Source organism: Micromonospora sp. NPDC000089, from assembly GCF_042899365.1.
Taxonomy (GTDB): domain Bacteria; phylum Actinomycetota; class Actinomycetes; order Mycobacteriales; family Micromonosporaceae; genus Micromonospora.
Genome location: NZ_JBIAZT010000024.1, coordinates 1 through 21,012 on the forward strand (window position 1 = coordinate 1; position 21,012 = coordinate 21,012).

Annotated in this window: 17 protein-coding genes; 10 read left to right on the top strand and 7 right to left on the bottom strand. The window is 74.5% G+C overall.

The features are described from left to right. The first annotated feature begins 413 nt into the window (after positions 1 to 413). A complete protein-coding gene (locus ACFY3U_RS26960) occupies positions 414 to 1,196 on the top strand; it encodes a DUF3626 domain-containing protein (RefSeq protein WP_387206699.1) in 783 nt (260 codons plus the stop codon). Positions 1,197 to 1,205: 9 nt separating this feature from the next. After that, positions 1,206 to 2,171 carry a CPBP family intramembrane glutamic endopeptidase gene (locus ACFY3U_RS26965; protein WP_387206702.1) on the top strand — a complete coding sequence of 322 codons (966 nt, stop codon included), beginning with the start codon at positions 1,206 to 1,208 and terminating at the stop codon, positions 2,169 to 2,171. Between the two features lie 64 nt (positions 2,172 to 2,235). On the opposite strand, the gene ACFY3U_RS26970 is transcribed toward ACFY3U_RS26965, so the two are convergent. Both ACFY3U_RS26970 and ACFY3U_RS26975 read right to left on the bottom strand, forming a co-directional pair. After that, complete coding sequence (locus ACFY3U_RS26970) at positions 2,236 to 3,525, bottom strand: RNA polymerase sigma factor (protein ID WP_387206704.1); 1,290 nt, start codon at positions 3,523 to 3,525, stop codon at positions 2,236 to 2,238. Beyond that, positions 3,522 to 3,923 carry a YciI family protein gene (locus ACFY3U_RS26975; protein WP_387206706.1) on the bottom strand — a complete coding sequence of 134 codons (402 nt, stop codon included), beginning with the start codon at positions 3,921 to 3,923 and terminating at the stop codon, positions 3,522 to 3,524. Before ACFY3U_RS26975 ends, ACFY3U_RS26970 begins: the two co-directional genes overlap by 4 nt. A gap of 184 nt (positions 3,924 to 4,107) precedes the next feature. Between ACFY3U_RS26975 and ACFY3U_RS26980 the strand changes: the two genes are divergently transcribed. The 5 genes from ACFY3U_RS26980 (at position 4,108) to ACFY3U_RS27000 (ending at position 10,299) form a co-directional block, all read left to right on the top strand. Then, on the top strand, positions 4,108 to 5,283 hold the full coding sequence (locus ACFY3U_RS26980; RefSeq protein ID WP_387206708.1) for a sensor histidine kinase: 1,176 nt from the start codon (positions 4,108 to 4,110) through the stop codon (positions 5,281 to 5,283). After that, a complete protein-coding gene (locus ACFY3U_RS26985) occupies positions 5,271 to 6,008 on the top strand; it encodes a response regulator (protein WP_387206784.1) in 738 nt (245 codons plus the stop codon). The genes ACFY3U_RS26980 and ACFY3U_RS26985 overlap by 13 nt, the downstream gene beginning before the upstream one ends. A 109-nt stretch (positions 6,009 to 6,117) precedes the next feature. Further along, entirely contained in the window at positions 6,118 to 7,734 is a 1,617-nt protein-coding gene (locus ACFY3U_RS26990; RefSeq protein ID WP_387206711.1) for an alpha/beta hydrolase, read from the top strand. 216 nt (positions 7,735 to 7,950) lie between these two features. Then, positions 7,951 to 9,228 carry a multidrug effflux MFS transporter gene (locus ACFY3U_RS26995; RefSeq protein ID WP_387206713.1) on the top strand — a complete coding sequence of 426 codons (1,278 nt, stop codon included), beginning with the start codon at positions 7,951 to 7,953 and terminating at the stop codon, positions 9,226 to 9,228. A 63-nt stretch (positions 9,229 to 9,291) separates the two neighbouring features. After that, on the top strand, positions 9,292 to 10,299 hold the full coding sequence (locus ACFY3U_RS27000) for a sporulation protein (RefSeq protein WP_387206715.1): 1,008 nt from the start codon (positions 9,292 to 9,294) through the stop codon (positions 10,297 to 10,299). Positions 10,300 to 10,411: 112 nt separating this feature from the next. Here ACFY3U_RS27000 and ACFY3U_RS27005 read toward each other — a convergent pair whose 3' ends face one another. Together ACFY3U_RS27005 and ACFY3U_RS27010 are read right to left on the bottom strand one after the other, a co-directional pair. Further along, positions 10,412 to 10,807, bottom strand: a complete 396-nt coding sequence (locus tag ACFY3U_RS27005) for a hypothetical protein (RefSeq protein ID WP_387206718.1) — start codon at positions 10,805 to 10,807, stop codon at positions 10,412 to 10,414. A gap of 194 nt (positions 10,808 to 11,001) precedes the next feature. Further along, a complete protein-coding gene (locus ACFY3U_RS27010) occupies positions 11,002 to 13,044 on the bottom strand; it encodes a glycerophosphodiester phosphodiesterase family protein (protein ID WP_387206720.1) in 2,043 nt (680 codons plus the stop codon). 173 nt (positions 13,045 to 13,217) lie between these two features. On the opposite strand from ACFY3U_RS27010, the gene ACFY3U_RS27015 reads away from it, so the two are divergent. Next, positions 13,218 to 13,640: a hypothetical protein gene (locus tag ACFY3U_RS27015; RefSeq protein WP_387206722.1), complete on the top strand. Its 423-nt coding sequence runs from the start codon at positions 13,218 to 13,220 to the stop codon at positions 13,638 to 13,640. A gap of 8 nt (positions 13,641 to 13,648) precedes the next feature. On the opposite strand, the gene ACFY3U_RS27020 is transcribed toward ACFY3U_RS27015, so the two are convergent. Together ACFY3U_RS27020 and ACFY3U_RS27025 are read right to left on the bottom strand one after the other, a co-directional pair. Further along, the gene (locus tag ACFY3U_RS27020; RefSeq protein WP_387206786.1) at positions 13,649 to 15,874 is read right to left on the bottom strand and encodes a HelD family protein; all 2,226 of its coding nucleotides are present in this window, start codon (positions 15,872 to 15,874) and stop codon (positions 13,649 to 13,651) included. 284 nt (positions 15,875 to 16,158) lie between these two features. After that, positions 16,159 to 17,283: an outer membrane lipoprotein carrier protein LolA gene (locus ACFY3U_RS27025; protein WP_387206724.1), complete on the bottom strand. Its 1,125-nt coding sequence runs from the start codon at positions 17,281 to 17,283 to the stop codon at positions 16,159 to 16,161. Positions 17,284 to 17,378: 95 nt separating this feature from the next. Here ACFY3U_RS27025 and ACFY3U_RS27030 point away from each other — a divergent pair, with 95 nt between their 5' ends. Then, a complete protein-coding gene (locus tag ACFY3U_RS27030) occupies positions 17,379 to 18,035 on the top strand; it encodes a response regulator transcription factor (RefSeq protein ID WP_387206727.1) in 657 nt (218 codons plus the stop codon). Between the two features lie 59 nt (positions 18,036 to 18,094). Then, positions 18,095 to 19,435, top strand: coding sequence for a sensor histidine kinase (locus ACFY3U_RS27035; protein WP_387206788.1), 1,341 nt, complete (start codon positions 18,095 to 18,097; stop codon positions 19,433 to 19,435). Positions 19,436 to 19,486: 51 nt separating this feature from the next. Here ACFY3U_RS27035 and ACFY3U_RS27040 read toward each other — a convergent pair whose 3' ends face one another. After that, positions 19,487 to 20,995, bottom strand: a complete 1,509-nt coding sequence (locus tag ACFY3U_RS27040; protein WP_387206729.1) for a tetratricopeptide repeat protein — start codon at positions 20,993 to 20,995, stop codon at positions 19,487 to 19,489. Positions 20,996 to 21,012 lie beyond the last annotated feature (17 nt).

Sequence of the window (21,012 nt, forward strand, 5' to 3'; positions counted from 1 at the left end):
GGGGGGGCGGCCCCGGGGGGGCGCGCGGCCCGCGCCCCCGGCGGGGGCGCCGGGGGGGGGGGGGGGCGGCGGGGGGGGGGGGGGCCCCCCGCGGGGGGGGGGGCCCCCCCGCCCCCCCCCCACCTCCTTCTTCGGTACGACCACCGCGCCCCCGCGGCCAGCCGGGCGGGCACGGTCGGGGCGCTCAGCGGGTACCGCTGGAAGCCCGCACCGGATCACGCAGCCGGTGGGCCGCAGCGGCCGGAACCGGATGGCTGACATCGCCCGTGCCCGGCATGATTGCCGTCGTGTCCCCAGCAGACGGCAGGGTCGGGATCGTCCCCGGAGGCGGTGGCGGCACGCGGACCGACGTCCGCCACCCCTCATGTCGACGAGCGTTGGAGCATGTCGCCGCCTTGTCCGCTGGCCCACCGGTGGACTCGTCCCTACGGATCACGCTCAACTTCCACCCCGACCGCGTAGCCGGCGGCACGCCGATCCTGCGTGAGCTCGCCGTCGCCGGGAGGTATCTGTCGCAGTTCGTCACCGGTACCAGTAACGGGGGATTGACCGCGCACCCCGGCGGAGACCGATGGCGTTGGGAACACTCGATGTTCGGCGGCGCATACGATGAGGCCCCCGCCCACGTCCGACCGGTATACGGCGGCTTGAACTTCCGCCGCAAGGTCGTAGGCGCGGCATCCCGTTTCGGCTCGGCCCAGCTGCGCCTGAGCGCGACCACCCTCGCGAGGGCGACATTCTGTTACCCGGACAGCTACCTGGAACCGACCGCCTTCGGGGTGGCCGACCGCATGTCCCTGATCGAACTCGCGATGGCCGACGAGCAGGACGAGTTGGACGACTACATCGAAGCCCATGTCCATGGTGAGGTGCTGTTGGCACGCGACGTCGAAGCACTCGTACTCGACCCCAGCTACCGCGACACCGAGGTGGAGGCCGCGGCCCGGTGCCTGCCCTGCCCGGTCGAATGGCATCCCGGCTTCCGGCTCTCCGTCGCCGAACTCGGCCGGCACCCCGACTACCGCGGCCAGAAGTACGTCGACCTCGGTACCGAGATCGCCGTCGACGGCCTCCTCACGCCCCGGTCGATAGGTGACGCGGCCCGCACTGCCCGATACGCCGACCAGGATCTCAAGCGGGTCTGGCACTGCCTGGCACGATTCGGCGCACCGAGCCTCGACGGCTCTGCGGTCTAGCCTGTACGGGTGGACAAGGGGTTGACCTACGAGCGGTTGGCGCGGCTGGGCCTTCATCGCTGGTGGACGCCACCTGTCGCCGTGCTGGCCGTCGTGCTGGTGGCGACCGCGACGGTCTGCGGGTTCGTGGCCGTCGCGCTCACCGTCACCTGGGCGCTCGGCGGTGACGTCGATGACAGCGCGTCGATCGGCAGTCCCGTCGTCGACAACCTCCTGGCGCTGGCGGCTCTCGCCCTGTTCATTCCCATCACCCTCGGTGTCGCGCGGCTGGTGCAACGGCGCCCGGCGGGGACGCTGCACTCGGTGACCGGTCGGCTGCGCTGGCGATGGTTCGCGGTGTGCGGTTGCGTGGCGATCGTGGTCGCGGCTCTGCTCATGACGGCCCTGGTTGTGGTCTACGACGACGGCACCGAGTTACGGCTGACGATCGACCCGTGGCGGTTCCTCGGGCTCACCGCGCTCCTCGTCGTCCTGGTGCCACTGCAGGCGGCCGGTGAGGAGTACGCCGCCCGCGGGTTCCTGCTGCAGGCACTTGGGGCGTACCACCGGTGGGTCGGCATCATCGGCTCGGCCCTGGCGTTCACCCTGCTGCACGGCCTGGGCACCTGGACCGGGTTCGTCGCACTGTTCGTCGGTGCCGTCATCTGGGCGCTGCTGGTCATCCGGACCGGAGGGCTGGAGGTGTCCATCGCCGCCCACGCGGCGACCAACCTGTTCGCCTTCGTCGCCGACGCGGCCACCGGCGGCCTCGACGTCGCCGACGACACCACCGCCGCGGACGCACCCCTCGGCGCGACACTGATCCTGCTCGGTGGCGACATGGTCTACCTGGTCTGCGTTCTCGTCGCCCTGCGGCTAGTCGCGCGACACCGTCCTCAGTGGACGCCCATGAGCCGCGCTCCTGTCGTATCAGCGGATGCCTCACCGCCGCAATACCAGATGGCGCACCAGGCGAACGCGCTCTCGCCGCGCTGACCGCAGCTATCGGCGCGAACGGACCTGAGAGCGTGCGGCGGGGTGCACGGACGAGCGATGCCGGTCATCGACGGCGCTGATCCGCGTCACGCGGTCGTGGGCCGGAGACGGCGGCGCCAGCCAGGCGGGCGGCGCGCATCGACAGGTAGTGCTGCTCGGGGCGGCTGGTCGTGCCGCCCGCGGCGGCCCGGTAGTGCGCCGCCGCGCGGGCCGGGTCGCCGGCCATCTCGCACAGGTGGGCGCGGGCCGCGTCGAGCCGGTGGTTGCCGGCCAACCGGGGGTCGTCGGCGAGCGCGGCGAGCGCCTCCAGCCCGGCCGTCGGCCCGTGCACCATGGCGGTTGCCACCGCCCGGTTCAGCGCCACCCCCGGGCTCGCCGCCAGCCGCTCCAGCACCCCGTAGAGGGCGAGGATCTGCGCCCAGTCGGTCGCCCCGGCGGTTGCCGCCTCGTCGTGCAGCGCGGCGATCGCGGCCTGCAGCTGGTACGGCCCGACCGGCCCGCGGGCCATCGCCCGGGTGACCAGCGCGGTGCCCTCGGTGATCGCGGCGGCGTCCCAACGACTGCGGTCCTGATCGGACAGCGGGATCAGCTCGCCGGACGGCCCGGTGCGGGCGGCGGCCCGGGCGTCGGTGAGCAGCATCAGCGCGAGCAGCCCGGCCACCTCGCTGTCGTCGGGCAGCAGGACGTGCATGGCGCGGGTCAGCCGGATCGCCTCGGCCGCCAGGTCCACCCGGCGCAGCTCGTCGCCGGCGCTGGCGGTGTGCCCCTCGGTGAAGATCAGGTAGAGCACGTGCAGCACCGCCGCGAGCCGGCCCTCCCGTTCCCGGGTGGCGGGCATCCGGAACGGCTCGCCCGAGTCGCGGATGCGTTGCTTCGCGCGGCCGATCCGCTGCGCCATGGTCGGCTCCGGAACGAGGAACGCCCGGGCGATCTCGGCGGTGGTCAGGCCGCCGAGAGCCCGCAGCGTCAGGGCGATCGCCGACCCGGTCGACAGGCTGGGATGGCAGCAGAGGAAGACCAGCGTCAGGGTGTCGTCCCGGTCGGTGGCCGGCTCGTCCGCCGCCGGGGCGGTGGACCGGTGGTCGGGCTCCCGGCGGGCGGCCAGGTCCTCCCGGCGCCGCCGGGCCGCCTCCGCCCGGATCAGCTCGATCATGCGCCGGTGACCCACCTGGATCAGCCAGCCGCGCGGGTTCTCCGGCAGTCCCTCGGCCGGCCACTGCGTCGCCGCGGCCAGCAGGGCCTCCTGGACGGCGTCCTCGGCGGTGGCGAAGTCGCCCCAGCGGCGGGCGAGCACGCCGAGGACCTGCGGCGCCAGCTCGCGCAGCAGGTCCTCGACGGTGTGCGGCTCGGTCACAGCTCCTGCGGCGGCCCGGACATGATCGGGTGCACCTCGATCGGCATGTTCAGCGGGCGCCCGCCCGGGCCGGGCGCGGTGGAGATGTGCGCGGCGATCTCGGCGGCCCGCTGCGGCGTCTCGCAGTCGACGATCCACCAGCCGGCCAGGAACTCCTTGGTCTCCGCGAACGGCCCCTCGGTGACCACCGGGGCGCCGCCCGCGCCGGCCCGGACGATCCGCGCCCGCTGCGGCCCGGCCAACCCCTCCGCCTGCACGAACTCGCCGTCGGCGGTGAGCTTGGCGTTGACCTCGCCCATGAACCCGATGTGCGCGCGGATCTCCTCCGGCGTCCAGGTGTCGATCGAGGGGAAGTCGGTTCCGGCGGCGCTGAACTGCATCAGCAGCATGTACTTCATGGTCGGCTCCTCGTGTCCGTCGCACCGATTCTCGGTGCTCTCACCCCGCGGTAGAAGCCACCGCCCCGCTTCTCGACATCCACCGACGAAGAAAATCCGAGAGTTCCGACCCGGCGACCGCTCGCCGACCGGACCGCCGTCGTCGTCGGTCGGGCCGGCCGCTCCACCGGTTAGGCTCGGGGCGATGAGCGGAGCGACGGAACCCGTCAGGCGGTCACTCCGAGCGGTGGTGCGCGACCGGCTGGTGGACACCGTCCTGATCGTGCTCGCCGCCGCGATGGCGCTGCTCACGGTGTTCTACCAGGTGCACGACTCGGTGGCGGTGCCCACCTGGGTCCTGGACGCGGACCGGGTCACGGGGGTGCTCGGCAGCCTCGCGCTGTGGTGGCGGCGTCGTTTTCCGATCGTGCTCGGCGTCGTCCTGGCGGCGGCGAGCTCCTTCTCCGAGACGGTCGCCCCGGCCGCGGTCGTCGGGTTGTTCACCGTCGCGGTGCATCGCCCGCTAAGGGCGACGGTCGCGGTGTGCGCGCTCAGCCTCGCCGCGCTCAGCACGTTTCAGCTGCGGTGGCCGGAGACCGCGGCCCCGCCGTTGACGGTGTTCGTCATCCTCGGGCTGGGGCACCTCGCCACCGTGACGTGGGGGCTGACCGTGCGCAACCGTCGGGCCCTGGTCGCATCCATCCGGGAGCGGGCGGCAGCGGCCGAGGTCGAGGCGCTGCTCCGGGCCGACAGCGCCGCGCGAGAGACCCGGGAGGCGCTCGCGCGCGAGATGCACGACGTTCTCGGGCACCGGCTCTCGCTGCTCAGCGTCCATGCGGGTGCCCTGGCCTACTACCGCGACGCGCCGGCCGAGGACCGGGTGCGAGCGGCCGAGGTGGTCCGCGAGAACGCCCACCGCGCCCTGCAGGACCTGCGCGAGGTGATCGGGGTGCTCCGCGCCCCGGTGGGGGAGCTGCCGCTGTTGGGCGTCGAGGACGTCCTGGGGCTGATCGACGAGGCCCGCCAGACCGGCACGCTGATCGAGCTACGGGACGAGGCCGGGGTGACGACCGAGGCGAACCGCCTCCCGGAGACCCAGGGCCGTATGCTCTACCGACTCACGCAGGAGGGCCTGACCAACGCGCGCAAGCACGCCCCGGGGGCGGCGGCGGTGGTCCGCATCTCCGGGCGACCCGGCGACCACCTGACCGCCGAGGTGGTGAACGCGTCGCGGGCGGGCCCGCCTCCGGTCCCCGACGGTTCCGGGGCCGGGCTGCGCGGGTTGGCGGAGCGCGCCCGTCTCGTGGGTGGGCGGCTCGACCACGGGCCGACGGACTCCGGCGGCTGGCGGGTCCGGGTCCGGCTACCCTGGCCGTCGTGACGCGACCCCGCGACGACCTGCCTGCCGGCGACCGTCCCGCCGCGGACGCGGCCGGCGGCCGGCCGGTCATCGACGTGCTGGTGGCCGACGACGACCCGGTGGTCCGGTTCGGGCTGCGGATGATGCTGGCGGGAGCCCCCGACCTGCGGGTGGTGGCCGAGGCGAGCGACGGTGCGGAGGCGGTGGAGCTGGCCGGGCGCCACCGGCCCGACGTGGTGCTGATGGACATCCGGATGCCCGGCACCGACGGGCTCACCGCCACCGAGACGCTGCGCGGCCGGCCGTCCGCTCCGCAGGTCATCGTGTTCACCACCTTCGACGCGGACGCCCGGGTGCTGCGTGCCCTGCGGGCCGGCGCGGCCGGGTTCCTCCTGAAGGACACGCCGCCGGACGAGCTGGTCATGGCGATCCGGCACGCGGTGCAGGGGCGACCCGTCCTGTCGCCCGAGGTGACGCGTCGGCTGATCGCCCGGGTCGCGGAGTCGGGGGAGGACGGCCGGCAGCACGCCGCCCGACGGCGTCTCGACGTTCTCGCGGCCCGGGAGCGGACGGTCGCGGCGGAGATCGGCGCCGGACGAACCAACGCGCAGATCGCCGCGCGGCACCACCTCAGCCTGGCCACCGTCAAGACCCACGTGTCGGCGATCCTCACCAAGCTGGATCTCACCAACCGCGTTCAGGTGGCACTGCTCGTACGAGAGGCGGGGCTCGTCCCCCCGCAGTGATCGGGCAGCTCAGCTCCGGCCGGTGGCCCGGCACGCTCCATCTTTGGTTTCCGGGAACCGAGGCTTTGGACGGATAACGGCGCCGGCCGGCCCGCCTAGCGTCGAGGGCATGACATTCTCATCCCGGTGGAACCGCGTGCCATCGGTGCCCCTGCGGGTCGCCGCGGCGCTGGTCGTCACCGCGCTGGCCCTGACCGGCTGCACCGCGGAAGCCAGCACGAAGGCACCACCCACGCCAGACCGCCCTGCGCCGACTCCGGCCCCGGTGCGGTGGAAGGAGTGCGGGCAGGGCTTCGACTGCGCCACCATCAAGGTGCCACTGGAGTACACGGACCCGGACGGCAAGCAGATCCCGCTCGCCGTGACCCGGCACCGGGCCACCGACCCGGAGCGGAGGATCGGCAGCCTGTTCATCAACCCGGGCGGCCCGGGAGTGCTGGCCACCGAGACGGTCGCGTCCATCGACGCCGCCAAGGGCACCGGCCCCTACTCACCCGATGTCGTGGCCCGGTTCGATGTCGTCGGCATGGACCCGCGGGGGGTCGGGAAGTCCGGTGCCGTGCGCTGCCTCACCGACAAGCAGCGGGCCGAGCAGGCGGCCGAGAACCGGGACCCGCGCATCCCCGGCGGGAAGCCGTTCGACACGCTGGTCGCCGACGCCCGCACCTTCACGAAGGGCTGCGTCGCCCACCAGAGCCCCGAGTTCCTGGCGAGCCTGTCCACCGACAACGTGGCCAGGGACCTGGACCAGGTGCGCGCCGCGCTCGGCGAGAAGAAGATCACCTTCTACGGCGCCTCCTACGGCACCGTGGTGGGTCCGATGTACGCCACGCTGTTCCCTGATCGCGTACGCCAGATGGTGATCGACGCGCCGATGAACACCGACCTGTGGCAGAACGATCCGCTGCAGCTCCTCGATGACGTCTCCCGCGCCAATGAAGCGACGCTCGACGCCTGGTTCGACACCTGCCGCAAGGAAGGCGTCAAGGTGTGCCCCTTCGGCGCCGGTGACCCGGAGGCCGCGTTCGACGCCCTGATCACCAAGCTGGAGGCCAAGCCGCTGCGAGTCCCCCCGATCAAGGACCTCACGCCGGGCGGCACGCTCGACGGGGCGCTGGCCCTGGAAGCCGTGCGGGCCGCCGCGGGCAACCGGGTCCTCTGGCCGACGCTCACCGCGGGCCTGCTCACGGCGCAGCAGGGCAACGGTGCGGGTCTGCACTTCCTCGCCTCGAAGGTCACGGTCGCGCCGTTCGGCGGCCCGTTCGCGACCCTTCAGGAGGCCCACAACGCCGTTCGGTGCGCAGACTGGCCGAAGCTGGAGAAGCTGTCCGAACATCAGGCCGCCGCGAAGAAGGTCGCCGAGCGCGGTGAGCGGCTCGGCAGCCGGGCCGCCTACAGCGCGCTCAACTGCGCGGTGTGGCCGGTCGATAACAAGGACCGTTTCACGCGGGAGCTCACCGGCGTCGGCGTCCCGCCGATCCTGGTGGTCGGCGGTCGGGTGGACCCCGTTACCCCGTACCCCTGGGCGCAGGCCATGGCGAAGCGGCTGAAGGACGCCGTCCTGCTCACCCGCGAGGGCGTCGGCCACACCGCCTACCGCTCCAGCGGCCCGTGCATCGACACCGCCGTGGACGCCGTGCTGATCGACGGAAAACTGCCCGCCGACGGCACCGTCTGCGACGCCGTACCCCCGGGCACCACCCGGCTGCCATCGCTCGGCAAGTAAGGTCCGCGCTGCCAACCGGGCCCGTGCCCAGCACCGCCCCGCTCAGCGTCACCCCGCCCGGCGCGGCCAGCCAGCCGGGCGGGGTGAGCTCCAGCAGCGCCGGTTCCGGCGTCCCGGCCGGCGGGCGGACCCGGTAGCGGCGGGGAGCTCGACTGACCCGTCCCGTACCTCGGGCCTCGCCGTGCCGGTGGCCGGCCGTCGGGCTAGCGTCCGACGGTGACCAGCCCCCGGCAGACCACCGCCCCTGCGGCGCCCGCCGTGACCGTCCCGCCGTCCCGCACTCCGTCCATGATGGCACTGGTGCTGCTCACCGGGGTGGGGCCGTTCGCCACCGACACGTACGTGGCCGCCCTGCCCGAGCTGCGCCGGTCGCTGGACACCAGCGCGACCGTGGCCCAGCTGACCATGACCGCCTTCATCATCGGGGTCGCCGCCGGGCAGCTGCTGCTCGGCCCGATCAGCGACGCGCGCGGCCGGCGCGGCATCCTGGTCGCCGGCGCGGCGACCTTCACCGCGCTGTCGGTGGTCTGCGCATTGGCCCCGAGCGGGCCGGTCCTGGTCGCGGCGCGGCTGGTGCAGGGCGTCGCCGCCGGTGGTGGGGTGGCGCTGGGCCGGGCCATGGTCACCGACACCTGGCGGGGCCCCGACGCGGCCGCCCGGTTCGGCGCGATCGCGTCGATCACCTTCCTCGGCCCGGTCGTCGCGCCGGCGGTCGGCGGCCTGATCCTCGCCCACGGCACCTGGCGGACGGTCTTCGCCGGGCTCACCGCGCTGGGCGCGGTGATGGTGGTCGCGGTCGTCGCCGGGCTGCCGGAGACGCTCCCAGCGGCCCGCCGGCAACGCTCCGGCCCGGCCGACGCGCTGGCCCGGATGGCGGACCTGCTGCGCGACTGGGGCTTCCTGCGGCACGTCGCGGTGCAGTGCCTGGCCACGGCCGGGTTCTTCATCTACATCGGCGGGTCGTCGTTCGTCCTGCAGACGGTGTTCACCCTCAGCCCCGGCCGGTACGCCCTGGTCTTCGCCACCAACGCGGCCGGGATGGCGGTGGCCGGGTTGCTGTTCCGGGTGCTGGTGCGCCGGTTCGGCGCGGCGCGGCTGCGGAGCGTCGGGGTGGCCGCCTCGACCGCCGCGGCCCTCGGCCTGTTCGGCGTCGCGCTGGCCGACCCGCATGCCCCGCTGGCCGTCGTCTGGGCGCTGCTGTGCCTGATGGTGGCCGGAATGGGGCTCACCCTGCCCGCGACGACGGCGTTGGCCCAGGAGGCGGGCCGGCGTTCGGCCGGCACGGCCGCCGCGCTGCAGGGCGGGTTGAGCTTCCTGGCCGGCGCGGTGGTGACGCCGCTGACCGGCATCCTCGGGTACCACTCTCTGCTGCCGATGGCGGCCACCATGTCGGTCTTCTTCCTGGCCGCGTCCGCGCTGCTGGCGGCGCTGTCCCGCGGCCCGGCGGCCCCCGGCCGCGTCGCCTCACAGGCACCTCACAGCGCTTCGGGTTAGGGTGCCCTTCATGGCCGAGCGCGCTCCAGGGTGGAGTGCGCCGATGGCAAAGCGGGAGTGTCGATGGTCTTCAAGAAGATGCTGAGCGCGTTCGGTGTGGGTGGGCCCAGCGTCGACACGGTGCTGGCCAACCCGAACACCCGGCCGGGCCTGGCGCTGGACGGGCGGGTCGACATCGTCGGCGGCGACAACCCGGCGGCGATCGAGCAGGTCACCGTCGCCCTGGTCACCCGGGTCGAGGTGGAGAGCGGCGACAGCGAGTACGCCGGCGTGATGGAGTTCCAGCGGATGGCGGTCAGCGGCCCGCTGCAGTTGGCGCCGCAGCAGCGGCTGTCGATCCCGTTCCAGCTGCCGGTGCCGTGGGAGACCCCGATCACCGACGTCTACGGTCAGCGTCTGCACGGCATGACGATGGGCCTGCGCACCGAGCTCGCGGTCGCCCGGGCGGTGGACAAGACCGACCTGGACCAGGTCAACGTGCACCCGCTGCCGGTGCACGAGCGGATCCTGGAGGCCTTCCAGCGGCTCGGCTTCCGGTTCAAGCACGCCGACCTGGAGCGCGGCCACATCCGCGGCACCCAGCAGAGCCTGCCGTTCTACCAGGAGATCGAGTTCTACGCCGCGTCGCAGTACGCGCGGACGGTCAACGAGGTCGAGCTGACCTTCGTCACCAGCCCGCACGGCGTCGAGGTGGTCCTCGAGTGCGACAAGCGCGGCGGCTTCCTCAGCCCGGGCCACGACGCGTTCGGTCGGTACGCCGTCTCGCACGCCGACGCCGACCGGGTCGACTGGGCCCAGGTCGTCGACGGCTGGCTGCGGGACACCACCGGCCGGTACGGCGGCCTGCGCGCAGCCGGCTTCGGCGGCGGCCACGCGCCGTACGGCCAGCACGGGCACTCCCCGTACGGCCAGCACGGCCACCACGGGCGCGGCTCGGGGATGGGTGGCATGGTGGCCGGCGCGGCCCTGGGTGTCGCCGGCGGCCTGGTGGCCGGCGAGCTGATCGAAGAGGTCTTCGAGAGCGACAACGACGACTTCGGCGGCGGCGACTTCGGCGGCGACTTCGACTGACCCGCTGAGCGGACCGGGCCGGGCCGACGTCGTCGCCCGCCCGCCGGAACGACGACGGTGGCCCCCGGGAGTAGTCCCGGGGGCCACCGTGCTCAGGAGCTGATCTCGTCGGTCACTGTCGGGCCTTGCGCTCCGCTCCGCTGCGGAAGTTGCTGCCGGCCTTGGCCAGACCCCGGCTGCCCAGGTATCCGATGGTCAGCAGCGTGATGAAGAACCAGGCCTGCGGGGCGCGGAAGATGTCCACCCCGACCGAGTTCTTGCCGACCAGGTACGACGCGGCCAGCACACCGATCACACCGGCGACGTAGACCCAGAATTCGGTCGTCAGGAACGCCTGCTTGGTCTCCGTGCCGGGTGCCGGCATGTTCTGCCGGTGCCCGTCGTGCATCGCCGGCATCGGGCGGGTCGACTCGTCCATCATCGCCCGATCGCGCATGTCCATGTTCGCCCGATTGGGCACGTTCTGGGGCCGGTTCTGCGGCCTCGTCGATGCAGCCTGCGTGCTCATCCGTCCTCCTTAAGGATCTGATGAGTACCTGCACTCCCTCGCCCCGCTTCCGCGGTTCGGCCACGGCGCGGTTCACCTGCTGCGGCGGGGGCACCGTCCGTCTACCCGACCCACAAGACGAGCTAACACCCGGCCGACCGACGAATTCCGGCCGCCGGTGGCGCCCCCGACCGGAGCGCCACCGGCGGGGTACGTCAGCGCAACCCGTTGCGGATCGCCACCGAGATCAGCAGCTCCGGGTCGTCCGTGATCAGGCCGTCCGCCCCGAGGTCGATCACCCGCTGCATGATCGCCGCGTCGTCGACCGTGTACGGCACCACCTTCAGCCCGTACCGGCGCTGCAGCACCGGCACCCGCGGGCCGTGGAAGTAGGCCGGGTCCTGCCGCAGGTACCAGTCGTCCGAGGCGACCGTGCCCTGCGCCGGGTCGTGCACCTGCCAGTTCGCCGAGACGGTGGTGGCGCCGGCGGCCCGGACCAGCTTGCCCAGGTCGCGGTAGCGCCACCAGTCCAGCCCGCCGGTCCACGGGCTCTTCACCCGGGAGTCGCCGTAGACCGCCTGCAGCGAGCACTCGTCGGCCAGCGACGCGCACTCGGCCGGGCCGTACTGCCAGACCAGGGCGACCGTCTCGATCCGCTTGTTCAGCTCGTGCGCGTAGCGGATGGTCCGCCAGTCGAACGACTGGATGGTCGCCCGCCGGGTGAAACCGGCCCGCTCGATCGCGCCGACCAGCTTGCGGGTGAAGCTCCGGTACGGCGCGGTGTCCGCCACCAGCGGGCTGATCTTGGTCTCGATGTTCATCCGGACGTCGGTCCGGCCGCTGCGGCGCACCAGGGCGAACACCTCGTCCAGGGTGGGGATCCGGGCGCCCGGGACGGCCACCTGGTGCGGGAACTCGGGCAGCGTCTTCGAGCCGCAGTCCACCGTCTTCAGCTGCGCCAGGGTCAGCTCGTGCACCAGCTTCCCGACGTACGGGAACTTCGGGTCGCCGGGGCGTACCGGGGCGGTGTCGACGCAGTGTGAGCCGTTGATCGCCCGGTCGTGCAGCACCACCAGGTGCCCGTCCGCGGTGACCCCGGTGTCCAGCTCCAGGGTGGAGATGTCGCGGTTGGCCAGCGCGTGCGCGAAGGCCGGCAGGGTGTTCTCCGGCCGGGTGGCCCGGCCGCCGCGGTGCGCCTGGATGTCGAACGGCGAGGCGTACGCCTTCGGCAGCCGGTAGCCGCGCGCGGCGAGCAGGCCGCGCAGCCGGTCCGGGTAGTCGGTGATCAGCCCGTCCACGCCGTCGTCGATCAGCTTGGCCATGGTCGGCACGTCGTCCACGGTCCACGGGATCACCTTGATCCCGTACCGGTGCGCGTGGGCGACCATCTCCTTCGTCACGTACGGCCGGTAGCCGGGGTCGGTCACCTTGCCGTCCTGCGGGAAGCCGTGCACCGGCGAGAACGCGGACGCCCCGAAGCTGCGGATGGCCCGGATCGGGTCGCCGCCGAAGTCGTCGATGTCCAGCCCGCCCAGCCACGGCGAGGCGCCGGGCTGTCCGACCTGGAGGAAGTCGTAGTTGGTCAGGGCGACCAGCGGCAGCCGCGGCTCCACCTGACGCATCCGGATCAGTGAGCCCCAGTCGAAGCTCTGGATGGTGACCTGCTTCAGCATCCCGGCGTCGCGGATCTCCCGGGCGGTCACCTGCACGAACTGCTCGCGCGGGGCGGTCTCGGTCGGTGCGCCGGCCTCCACCTTGGTCTCCACGTTGAGCTTCACGTCGTTCGCCCGGTACCGCTTCACCAGGGCGAACACCTCGCGTAGCAGCGGCATCCGGGCCCCCGGGACGGCCAGCTGGCCCGGCTTGTCCGGCAGCGTCTTCGCGCCACAGTCGAGGGTGCGCACCTGCGCGAGGGTGAGCGTGTTGACGTACCTGCCGACGTACGGGTACTTCGGGTCGCCCGGGGTCACCGGGGCGGTGTCGGTGCACTTGGCGGCGCTGATCTGCCGGTCGTGGGTGACCACGGCCTGGCCGTCGGCGGTGATCTGCACGTCCAGCTCCAGGGTGCTCACCCCGAGCTGAAGGGCGTTGCCGAACGAGGCGAGGGTGCTCTCCACCCGCAGGCCCAGGCCGCCGCGGTGGGCCTGGAGGTCGAACGTCCGGTCCGGGCGGGGCCGGGCCTCGGCGGGTACGGCGAGACCCGTCGTCACGGTCGCCGCCACCAGGGCGGCGATGGCGGTACGGCGTACTCTGCGCACTTCTTCCCCTTTGGGGGCGGGCGGTTCCCGCCAACCCATCGGTCAGCATGCGCACCGCCGGCGGCGGGCAGGCGAGCGGCGGGCGGCCTCCGGGTGAACCCGCCCCGGCCGGTTTGTCGCCCCCGGCAGCGGGCAGGCAATGGCTTACCGCCAGATTCTGCGAGGTGATGAACGTGGCCGAGACCAACCCGATGCGGGAGTCCGCGCGCAAGGCCGAGGAACGGCTCACCGCCGGCGTGTACGGCGAGGGAGCGCTCGACGAGGTGACCGTGCCGCGGTACGACGAGACCCGGGTGATCCAGCAGGAGGACCCGGACGACCCGGCCCACGCGCCGGTCGACCCGAACGTACTGCGCGACGGCGGCCCCACCCGGGGCCAGGGCGCGGTGACCACGACCGGTGGCACCGCCGGCCCGGCCAGCGTCCGGCGGGTGGCCCGCCAGCCGGAACAGCACCGCGACACCGTCGCCCCGACCACCACGGGCGACGCCACCACCGGCGGCCTGAGCACCCCCGCCGCCGGCACCACCAGCGACGCCTCCAGCGCCGGCGCCCAGGTCGCCAACGTCACCGACGACCACCCCAACCCCGGCTGACCGACCCGTCAGGGCCGCGGGCGGAGGATGGTGAGGCGCTGGGTGGCGCGGGTGAGGGCGACGTAGAGGTCGCTGCGGCCGCGCGGGGACTCGGCGACCATCCCGTCCGGGTCGACCACCACGACGGTGTCGAACTCCAGGCCCTTGGCCTGGCCGACGGTGAGCACCACCACCCGGCTCTCCAGCTCGGGCTGCTCGCCGACGGCGGCCTCGGGCAGCGCGGCGACCACGGCCGCGGCCAGCTCGTCAACGCGGCCGGCCGGCACGATCACCCCGAGGCGGCCGTCGCCCAGCGCGGCGGCCTCCCGGGTGGCCACCGCGACCAGCTCGGTCGCCAGCGCGTCGGCGTCCATCGTCCGGTCGCCCGGCTGCTCCCCGGTGGAGCGCACCGAGCGGGGCGGGCGCAGGGTCGGGTCGATCTCGGCGAGCACCCGCCCGGCGACCGCCATGATCTCCGCCGGGGTCCGGTAGCTGACGGTCAGCTCCTCCAGCCGCCAGCGCCCGGCCACGTACGGCTCCAGCGCCTCGCCCCAGGACGGGGTGCCGGTCAGCGCGCCGGTCTGCGCCACGTCGCCCACGATGGTCATCGACCGGCTCGGGCAGCGGCGCATCAGCAGCCGCCAGGCCATCGGCGACAGCTCCTGCGCCTCGTCCACGATGACGTGCCCGAACGCCCAGCTCCGGTCGGCGGCGGCCCGCTGGGCGGTGGTCAGCCGGTCGGCCTCCTCCTGCCGTTCCAGCAGCCGGTCGGCGTCGATCAGGTCGGTGACGCCGAGGATCTCGCCGCCCTCGGCCTCGTCCTCCACGTCGATCGAGCGGGAGCCCCGCCAGATCTCCAGCACGCCCTCGGCGTACTCGCGCTGGAAGGACCGGATCCGCTCCCGGCGCGCGGCGGCGGTCTGCTCGTCCTCGCCGAGCAGCTCGGCGGCCTCGTCCAGCAGCGGCACGTCGGCCGGCGTCCAGCCGCCGCCCGGCTCGCGGTGCAGCCGGGCCCGCTCGGCGTCGGTGAGCATCGGCGCGGCGGCGGCGATCCGCTCCGGCGAGGCGTACAGGTCGGCCAGCAGGCGTTGCGGGGTGAGCACCGGCCAGAGCCGGTCGAGCACCGCGTGCAGCTCGGGCTCCTCGCGCAGCTCGCGGCGGATCTCCGCGCGGTCCGCCTCCTCCAGCAGGTTCTCCCCGCCCAGCGGGTCGGCGCCGATCCGCTCAGCCACCTGGTCGGCGAGGGCGTGCACGATCTCGACGTCGAACAGCGCCCGGGCCAGGTTGTGCGGCCGGTCGGTGCGGCGTGCCCGGTCCCGGGCCGCCCGGACCGTCGCTGGCTCCAGGCGCAGCACCTCGCCCTGCGGCAGCTCGATCTCCAGCGCCTCGTCCGGCACCCACTGGCGGTCCCGGACGGCGGCCGTGAGCACGTCGGCCAGCACCGCGCGCCCCTTCAGGGCGGCCGTCTCCGCCGGCTCCGCCCGGGTCGCGACGACCCCGGGGAACAGGTCGCCGGGAGTACGCAGCAGCACGCCCGTCTCGGCCAGCGTCGGCAGCACCTGGGAGATGTAGCGCAGGAAGGTGGCGTTCGGCCCGACCAGCAGCACGCCCCGGGTGGAGAGCTGCTGGCGGTGCGTGTAGAGCAGGTACGCGGCCCGGTGCAGCGCGACCGCGGTCTTGCCGGTGCCCGGCCCGCCCTGCACCACCAGCACGCCGGGCAGGTCGGCCCGGATGATCCGGTCCTGTTCGGCCTGGATGGTCTCGACGATGTCCCGCATCCGGCCGGTGCGCCCGGCGTTCAACGCGGCCAGCAGGGACGCCTCGCCGGTCAGCTCCTCGTGGGCGGTGGGGGAGGCGGTGGCGATGTCCAACGTCTCGTCGTTGAGCCCGGTGACCTTGCGTTGCCGGGTGCGCAGGTGCCGCCGCCGGCGTACGCCCTGGGGGTTGGCGGCGGTGGCGAGGTAGAACGGGCGGGCGGCCGGGGCGCGCCAGTCCATCAGCAGCGGGTCGTAGTCGCCGGTGGTGTCGAAGATGCCGATCCGGCCGACGTAGTGGCGGGCGCCGTCCTCGCCGTCGAGCCGGCCGAAGGCCAGGCCGCTCTCCACCGCAGAGAACTGCTCGACCTGGTCGGCGTACATCTGCACGGCACTGTCCCGCTGGGAGCGGTCCTGCAACGTGCCGCCACCGGTGCGCAGCGCGTCGGTGAGTCGCCGGGCGGCCTGCTCCCGCATGCCGTCCAGCCGGTCGTAGAGCATCGACACGTACGCCTGCTCGCGGCCGATCTCGTCGTCGGTGTGCGGCAGGTCGCCGGGTGCGCCGGAGTGCGTTGACAAGCCGTCTCCTCGTCCATTACAATTGCTCAAGGAATGGCTTTCACGCCATTCCTTTTTGTGTTCCAGGAACTGTTAAAGATACCGCGCTACCGCCGCGACACCAAGCCTGCCGGTCGACCCCGGGCCACGTCACACCGGCGCGCCGGGCGCGCGAAACGGGGGCCCGCACCGGCTCCCGCCGGCCCGGACCCCCGAGCGTCGCCGACTCAGCCGCGCGCGGCCTGGTAGAGCCGCTCCGGCGTCACCGCGCCGGCGAGCAGCCGGCCGTCGTCGGTGAGCAGCACACTGACCAGCTTCGTGGTCAGCAGTCGCCCGCTGCCCCAGTCGCCGCTGACCTTCGGCAGCCCGTTGAGCACGTTGAGCGCGGCGGCCGGGTCGCCCCCGGGCCGTCCGGCGGCACCGGCCACGTCGGCTGCCGACCGCGGCATGTCGCGCAGCTCGGTCGCGCCGGTCCGCGCCACCACCACGGTGGTCCAGCCCTCCCCGACGGTACGCAGGTCACCGTCGGCCGGCTTCCGCGGCGCGGTACGCCGCTCGGCGTTCCCGGCCGGGCCGGCCTTCTCCTCGGTCACCTTCACCCCGGCGGGCGGGTTGAAGGTGAACTGGTCGGCGTCCGGGCGCCGGTAGTCGACCTGGGTGAAGGCCACCTCGAAGGCCGCCTGGTCACTGCCGTCGGCGAAGACCTCGAAGCGCAGCGGCACGTGCTCGGTCGCGTCGATGGCGATCCGCACCTGGCTCACCAGCGACGCCTGGTCGCGCGGGGAGAGCACCAGCTCGTACGCGTCCCGACCGGCGACCTTGGCGGCCCGACCCACGGTGACCGCGGTGCTCGGGTCGACGGCGGCGAGCGCCCGGTCGGCGGCCTCCTTCGGGGTGGCCGGCAGCGCCGCCTCCGGGTCACGTCCGGTGGACGCCGGCAGCGTGCGGTGGGTGGCCGCGTTGGCCTTGCTGTCCCAGGTCCAGACGTCCCGACCGGAGCGGACCACGTCCCGCTCGCCGAGGGTGTCCAGCAGCGCGACCCGCTGCCTGTCCGGCCCCGAGTACCAGACCCGCAGCGTGTGGGTGCCGGTGAGCAGCCCGGTCGCGTCGTTGCCGAGCAGGCCGACCGCGGGCGGCAGCCCCAGGTCGGCGCGCTGCACCACGGTGCCGGAGAGCCCGTCCAGGCGGGCGGTCTGCAGGTCGACCAGCAGTTGGGCGGCGCTGCGCGGCGGCAGCGCGGGTTCCGCGTTCGCGGCGAACGTGCCGATCGCCGCCCCTCCGCCGACGACAGTGACGGCAGCGACCAGCGGCACCAGCCAGCGCAGGGCGGGCCGGCTCTTCAGTACGGACATGACGCACCTCCTGCGCCCATCCTGCCCGTTGGGTGCTGTGAGGGCGCTGAGGACACCCGTACGGGTACGGGCGTAGGGGTGGCACGCTGGGAGGCGTGCGGGTGCTGGTGGTGGAGGACGAGGCCCGGCTGGCGGCCGCCCTGCAACGTGGCCTGGCGGCGGAGGGTTTCGTGGTGGACACCGCCGCGACCGGTCCGGCCGGGCTGGACGCGGCCCGGCACGGCGGCTACGACGCGATGATCCTCGACGTGATGCTGCCCGGCCTGTCCGGGTACGAGGTGGTCCGCCGGCTGCGCGCCGAGGAGCAGTGGCTCCCGGTGCTGATGCTCTCGGCCAAGGACGGCGAGTACGACCAGGCCGACGGGTTGGACTGCGGCGCCGACGACTATCTGACCAAGCCCTTCTCGTACGTGGTGCTGCTGGCCCGGCTGCGCGCGCTGCTGCGCCGGGGCGCACCGGAGCGGCCGACCGTGCTGGCGGCGGGCGACCTGCGGCTGGATCCGGCCCGCCGGCGGGTGACCCGGGCCGACGTCGAGGTGGCCCTGACCGCCCGCGAGTACGCCCTGCTGGACTACCTGATCCGCCGCGCCGGCCAGGTGGTCTCCAAGACCGAGCTGCTGGACCACGTCTGGGACGCCGGGCTGGAGACCGCGCCGAACGCGGTCGAGGTGTACGTCGGCTACCTGCGCCGCAAGATCGGCCGGGACCGGCTGGAGACCGTCCGCGGCGCCGGCTACCGGCTGGCGACGTGACCCGCCCGACCGTACCCGGCCGGCGGGGCTGGTCGGCGCTGTCGCTGCGGGTCCGGCTGCTGGCGCTCGGCGTGGCCGGCCTCTGCGCCGGCCTGGCGCTGGGCGGGGTGGTGCTGCTGGGCGCGCTCGGCTGGACGTTGCAGCGCACGGTCGACGACGAGGCGTTCCGGACGGCCGACGCGGTGGCCGGGCTGGCCGCCGAGGACGCGCTGCCCGACCCGCTGCCGGTGGCGGGCGGGCAGCTGCGGGTGCAGGTGGTCGACTCGGCGGGACGGATCCGGGCCGCCTCGATCGGCGCCGACCGGCTGGTGCCGATGGTCCGCCCCGACCAGCTCGGCGGCGCCGGCCGGCAGCGCACGACGGTGCCCGGGCAGCGGCTGGGCCTGCCCGGCCCGGTCCGGGTGGTCGCCGTCCCGGCCGGCACCCCGGCGCAGCCGCTGACCGTCCTGGTCGGCCGGTCGACCGAGGACGTGCGGCACGCCGTCCGGGCCGCCCGGACGCTGCTGTTGATCGCCTTCCCACTGCTGGTGGCGATCCTCGCGGTGGTCGCCTGGCGGGTGGTCGGGGTGACCCTGCGGCCGGTGGAGGCGCTGCGCCGGGGCGCCGCGGAGATCACCGGCCGGGGTGCGGACGGGCGACTGCCGGTGCCCGCCTCCCGGGACGAGGTCCACCGGCTGGCGGTCACCCTCAACGACATGCTGGACCGCCTGGAGGGCGCCCGGGCCCGCCAGCGGGCCTTCCTCGCCGACGCGGCGCACGAGCTGCGCAGCCCGCTGGCCAACATGCGCACCGAGCTGGAGGTGGCGCAGCGCCTCGGCGACCGGACCGACTGGCCGGCCGTGGCGACGGACCTGCTGGCCGACACCGAACGGCTCGGGCGGCTGGTCGGTGACCTGCTGCTGCTGGCCCGGCTGGACGAGCGGCCGGCCGGCCGGGCGGGGGAGCCGGTCGAGCTGGGCGAGCTGGTCGCCGAGGTTTCCGGTCGGTGCTCGTCGCCGCCGGTCGCCGCGCCGCCGCCGGCCGAGCCGGCGTGGACCACCGGCGACCCGGACGACCTGCGCCGGGTGCTGGCCAACCTGCTCGACAACGCCGTCCGGCACGCCCGCTCCCGGGTGGTCGTCGCGGTGCACCCGGACGGCGGGGCGCCCGGGGCGTACCACCTGGTGACGGTGACCGACGACGGGCCGGGGATTCCGGCGGCGGACCGGGAGCGGGTGTTCGACCGGTTCACCCGGCTGGACGAGGGCCGCGCCCGGGACGCCGGCGGCACCGGCCTCGGCCTGGCCATCGTCCGCGAGCTGGTCCGCCAGGCGGGCGGGACGGTGCAGCTGGCCGACGCCGGCCCCGGCCTCGAGGTCCGCCTGCGGCTACCCGCCGGACCGACACCACCCGGGCCGTGACGTCGCGCCGGGCTGCCGGCCGACCCTGAGGCGGGCCGCCGGTGCGGTCGGTCAGCCGCGGTCGGTGCAGACCCGGTCGGCGCGGGCGACCGAGCTCTTCGACCAGACCACCGCGACGGTGAAGCAGTAGTCGGTGGTGCGGTCCAGGCCGTACACGACGTAGCTGGTGGTGCCGGCGGGCAGCTCCTGGAACGCCCGCGGGTCCTGGTCGGCGCGGCCACCCGAGATCACCACCGGCCCGGGCGCCCCGGCCGGGTACGTCCAGCCCAGCGCGATGCTGTCCTGGCGGTCGCGCAGGCTCACCCCGCCCGGCGGGGTGCCCGGCGTCGCCGGGGCGGCCGCGCGGGGCGACGTGCCGCCGGGGGAGGCCGGCGGGTCGTCGCCGTCCACCTGGGACACCCCGGCGATCACCGCGACGGCCCCGAGCAGCACCACGACCACCCCGGCCACCGCGGCGGGGGCCGCCCGGAAGCGGCGGGGCGGCGGCGCCTGGTGCCGGGCCCGGGGCACGTGCACCGGCAGCAGCCGGGACGGGTCGGGCGGGCCGACCCGGCGCACCCCGTCGGCCTCCTCGGCGTACCCGCCGGCCAGGCCGACCACGGCCGGTGGCACCGGGTCGTGTGGGGCGCTCGGCGGGGGCGCGTCCGGCTCGGGCGGCCAGGGGTAGTCGTCCTCGGGGAAGACCTCGTCGTCCCGGTGGTCGTCGTCCGGCGGGAGCCGCTGGCCGGGCACGGTCGGCGGGTGCGGCTCGTCGACCGGCGACGGGCCGGCCGGCCAGCCGAACGGATCGGGAGGACCCTCGCCGGCCGGTGGGGTACGCGCCGCCGGCACCACCGGCGTCTCCCGCCGCCCGGCTGGCTCGTCGGTGCAGAGGTGACCCGGGTCGGCGGCGGCGCGGGACAGCGCGGCCACCTGCCGGACCAGCGGATCGTCGGCGGCGAGGTGCCGGTCGGCCAGCTCCGCGGCGAGGCCCAGATTCTCGTGGGCCTCGGTGAACCGGCCACAGTCGCGTTGCATGGCGCCGAGCCGGGCCAGCATCTTGATGCCGCTCGGGTGCCCGTCGCCGTAGATCTCGCGGTGCAGCTCCCAGGCGTCCTGCAGGCGCTCCCGGGCCTGCGCGCACTGGCCGCGGGCGTACTCCACGGTGGCCAGGTCGGCGTGCGCGGCGAGCACCCGCAGCGACTCGGGGCCGTCCCGGGCCGTCATCTCGAGGATCACGTCGGAGTAGAGCCGGGCGGCGCGGGCGTCGCTGCCCACCCGGTGCAGCACCGCCGCGAGGGTGGCCGCCGCCGAGATGGTCCGCTCGTCGGAGCGGCCGTACAGCCGGCCGGCCGCCGCGTACGCGAACGCCGCCCAGCCCCGCGCGGAGTGCGGCTCACCGAGGGCGATCAGCACCCGCGCCTGCAGCCCGGCGGCGTCGGCCAGCTCGGGGGAGGCGTGGTCGGGGCGCGGATCGGCGTCGGTCAGCGCGTCGGACAGCAGGCGCTGGGCGCCGGCCAGGTCGCCGGCGGACACCAGGTGGTGCGCCTGGACAGTCAGATCACCGAAGCCGGAGGACACGCCCCATCGTGCTGGTC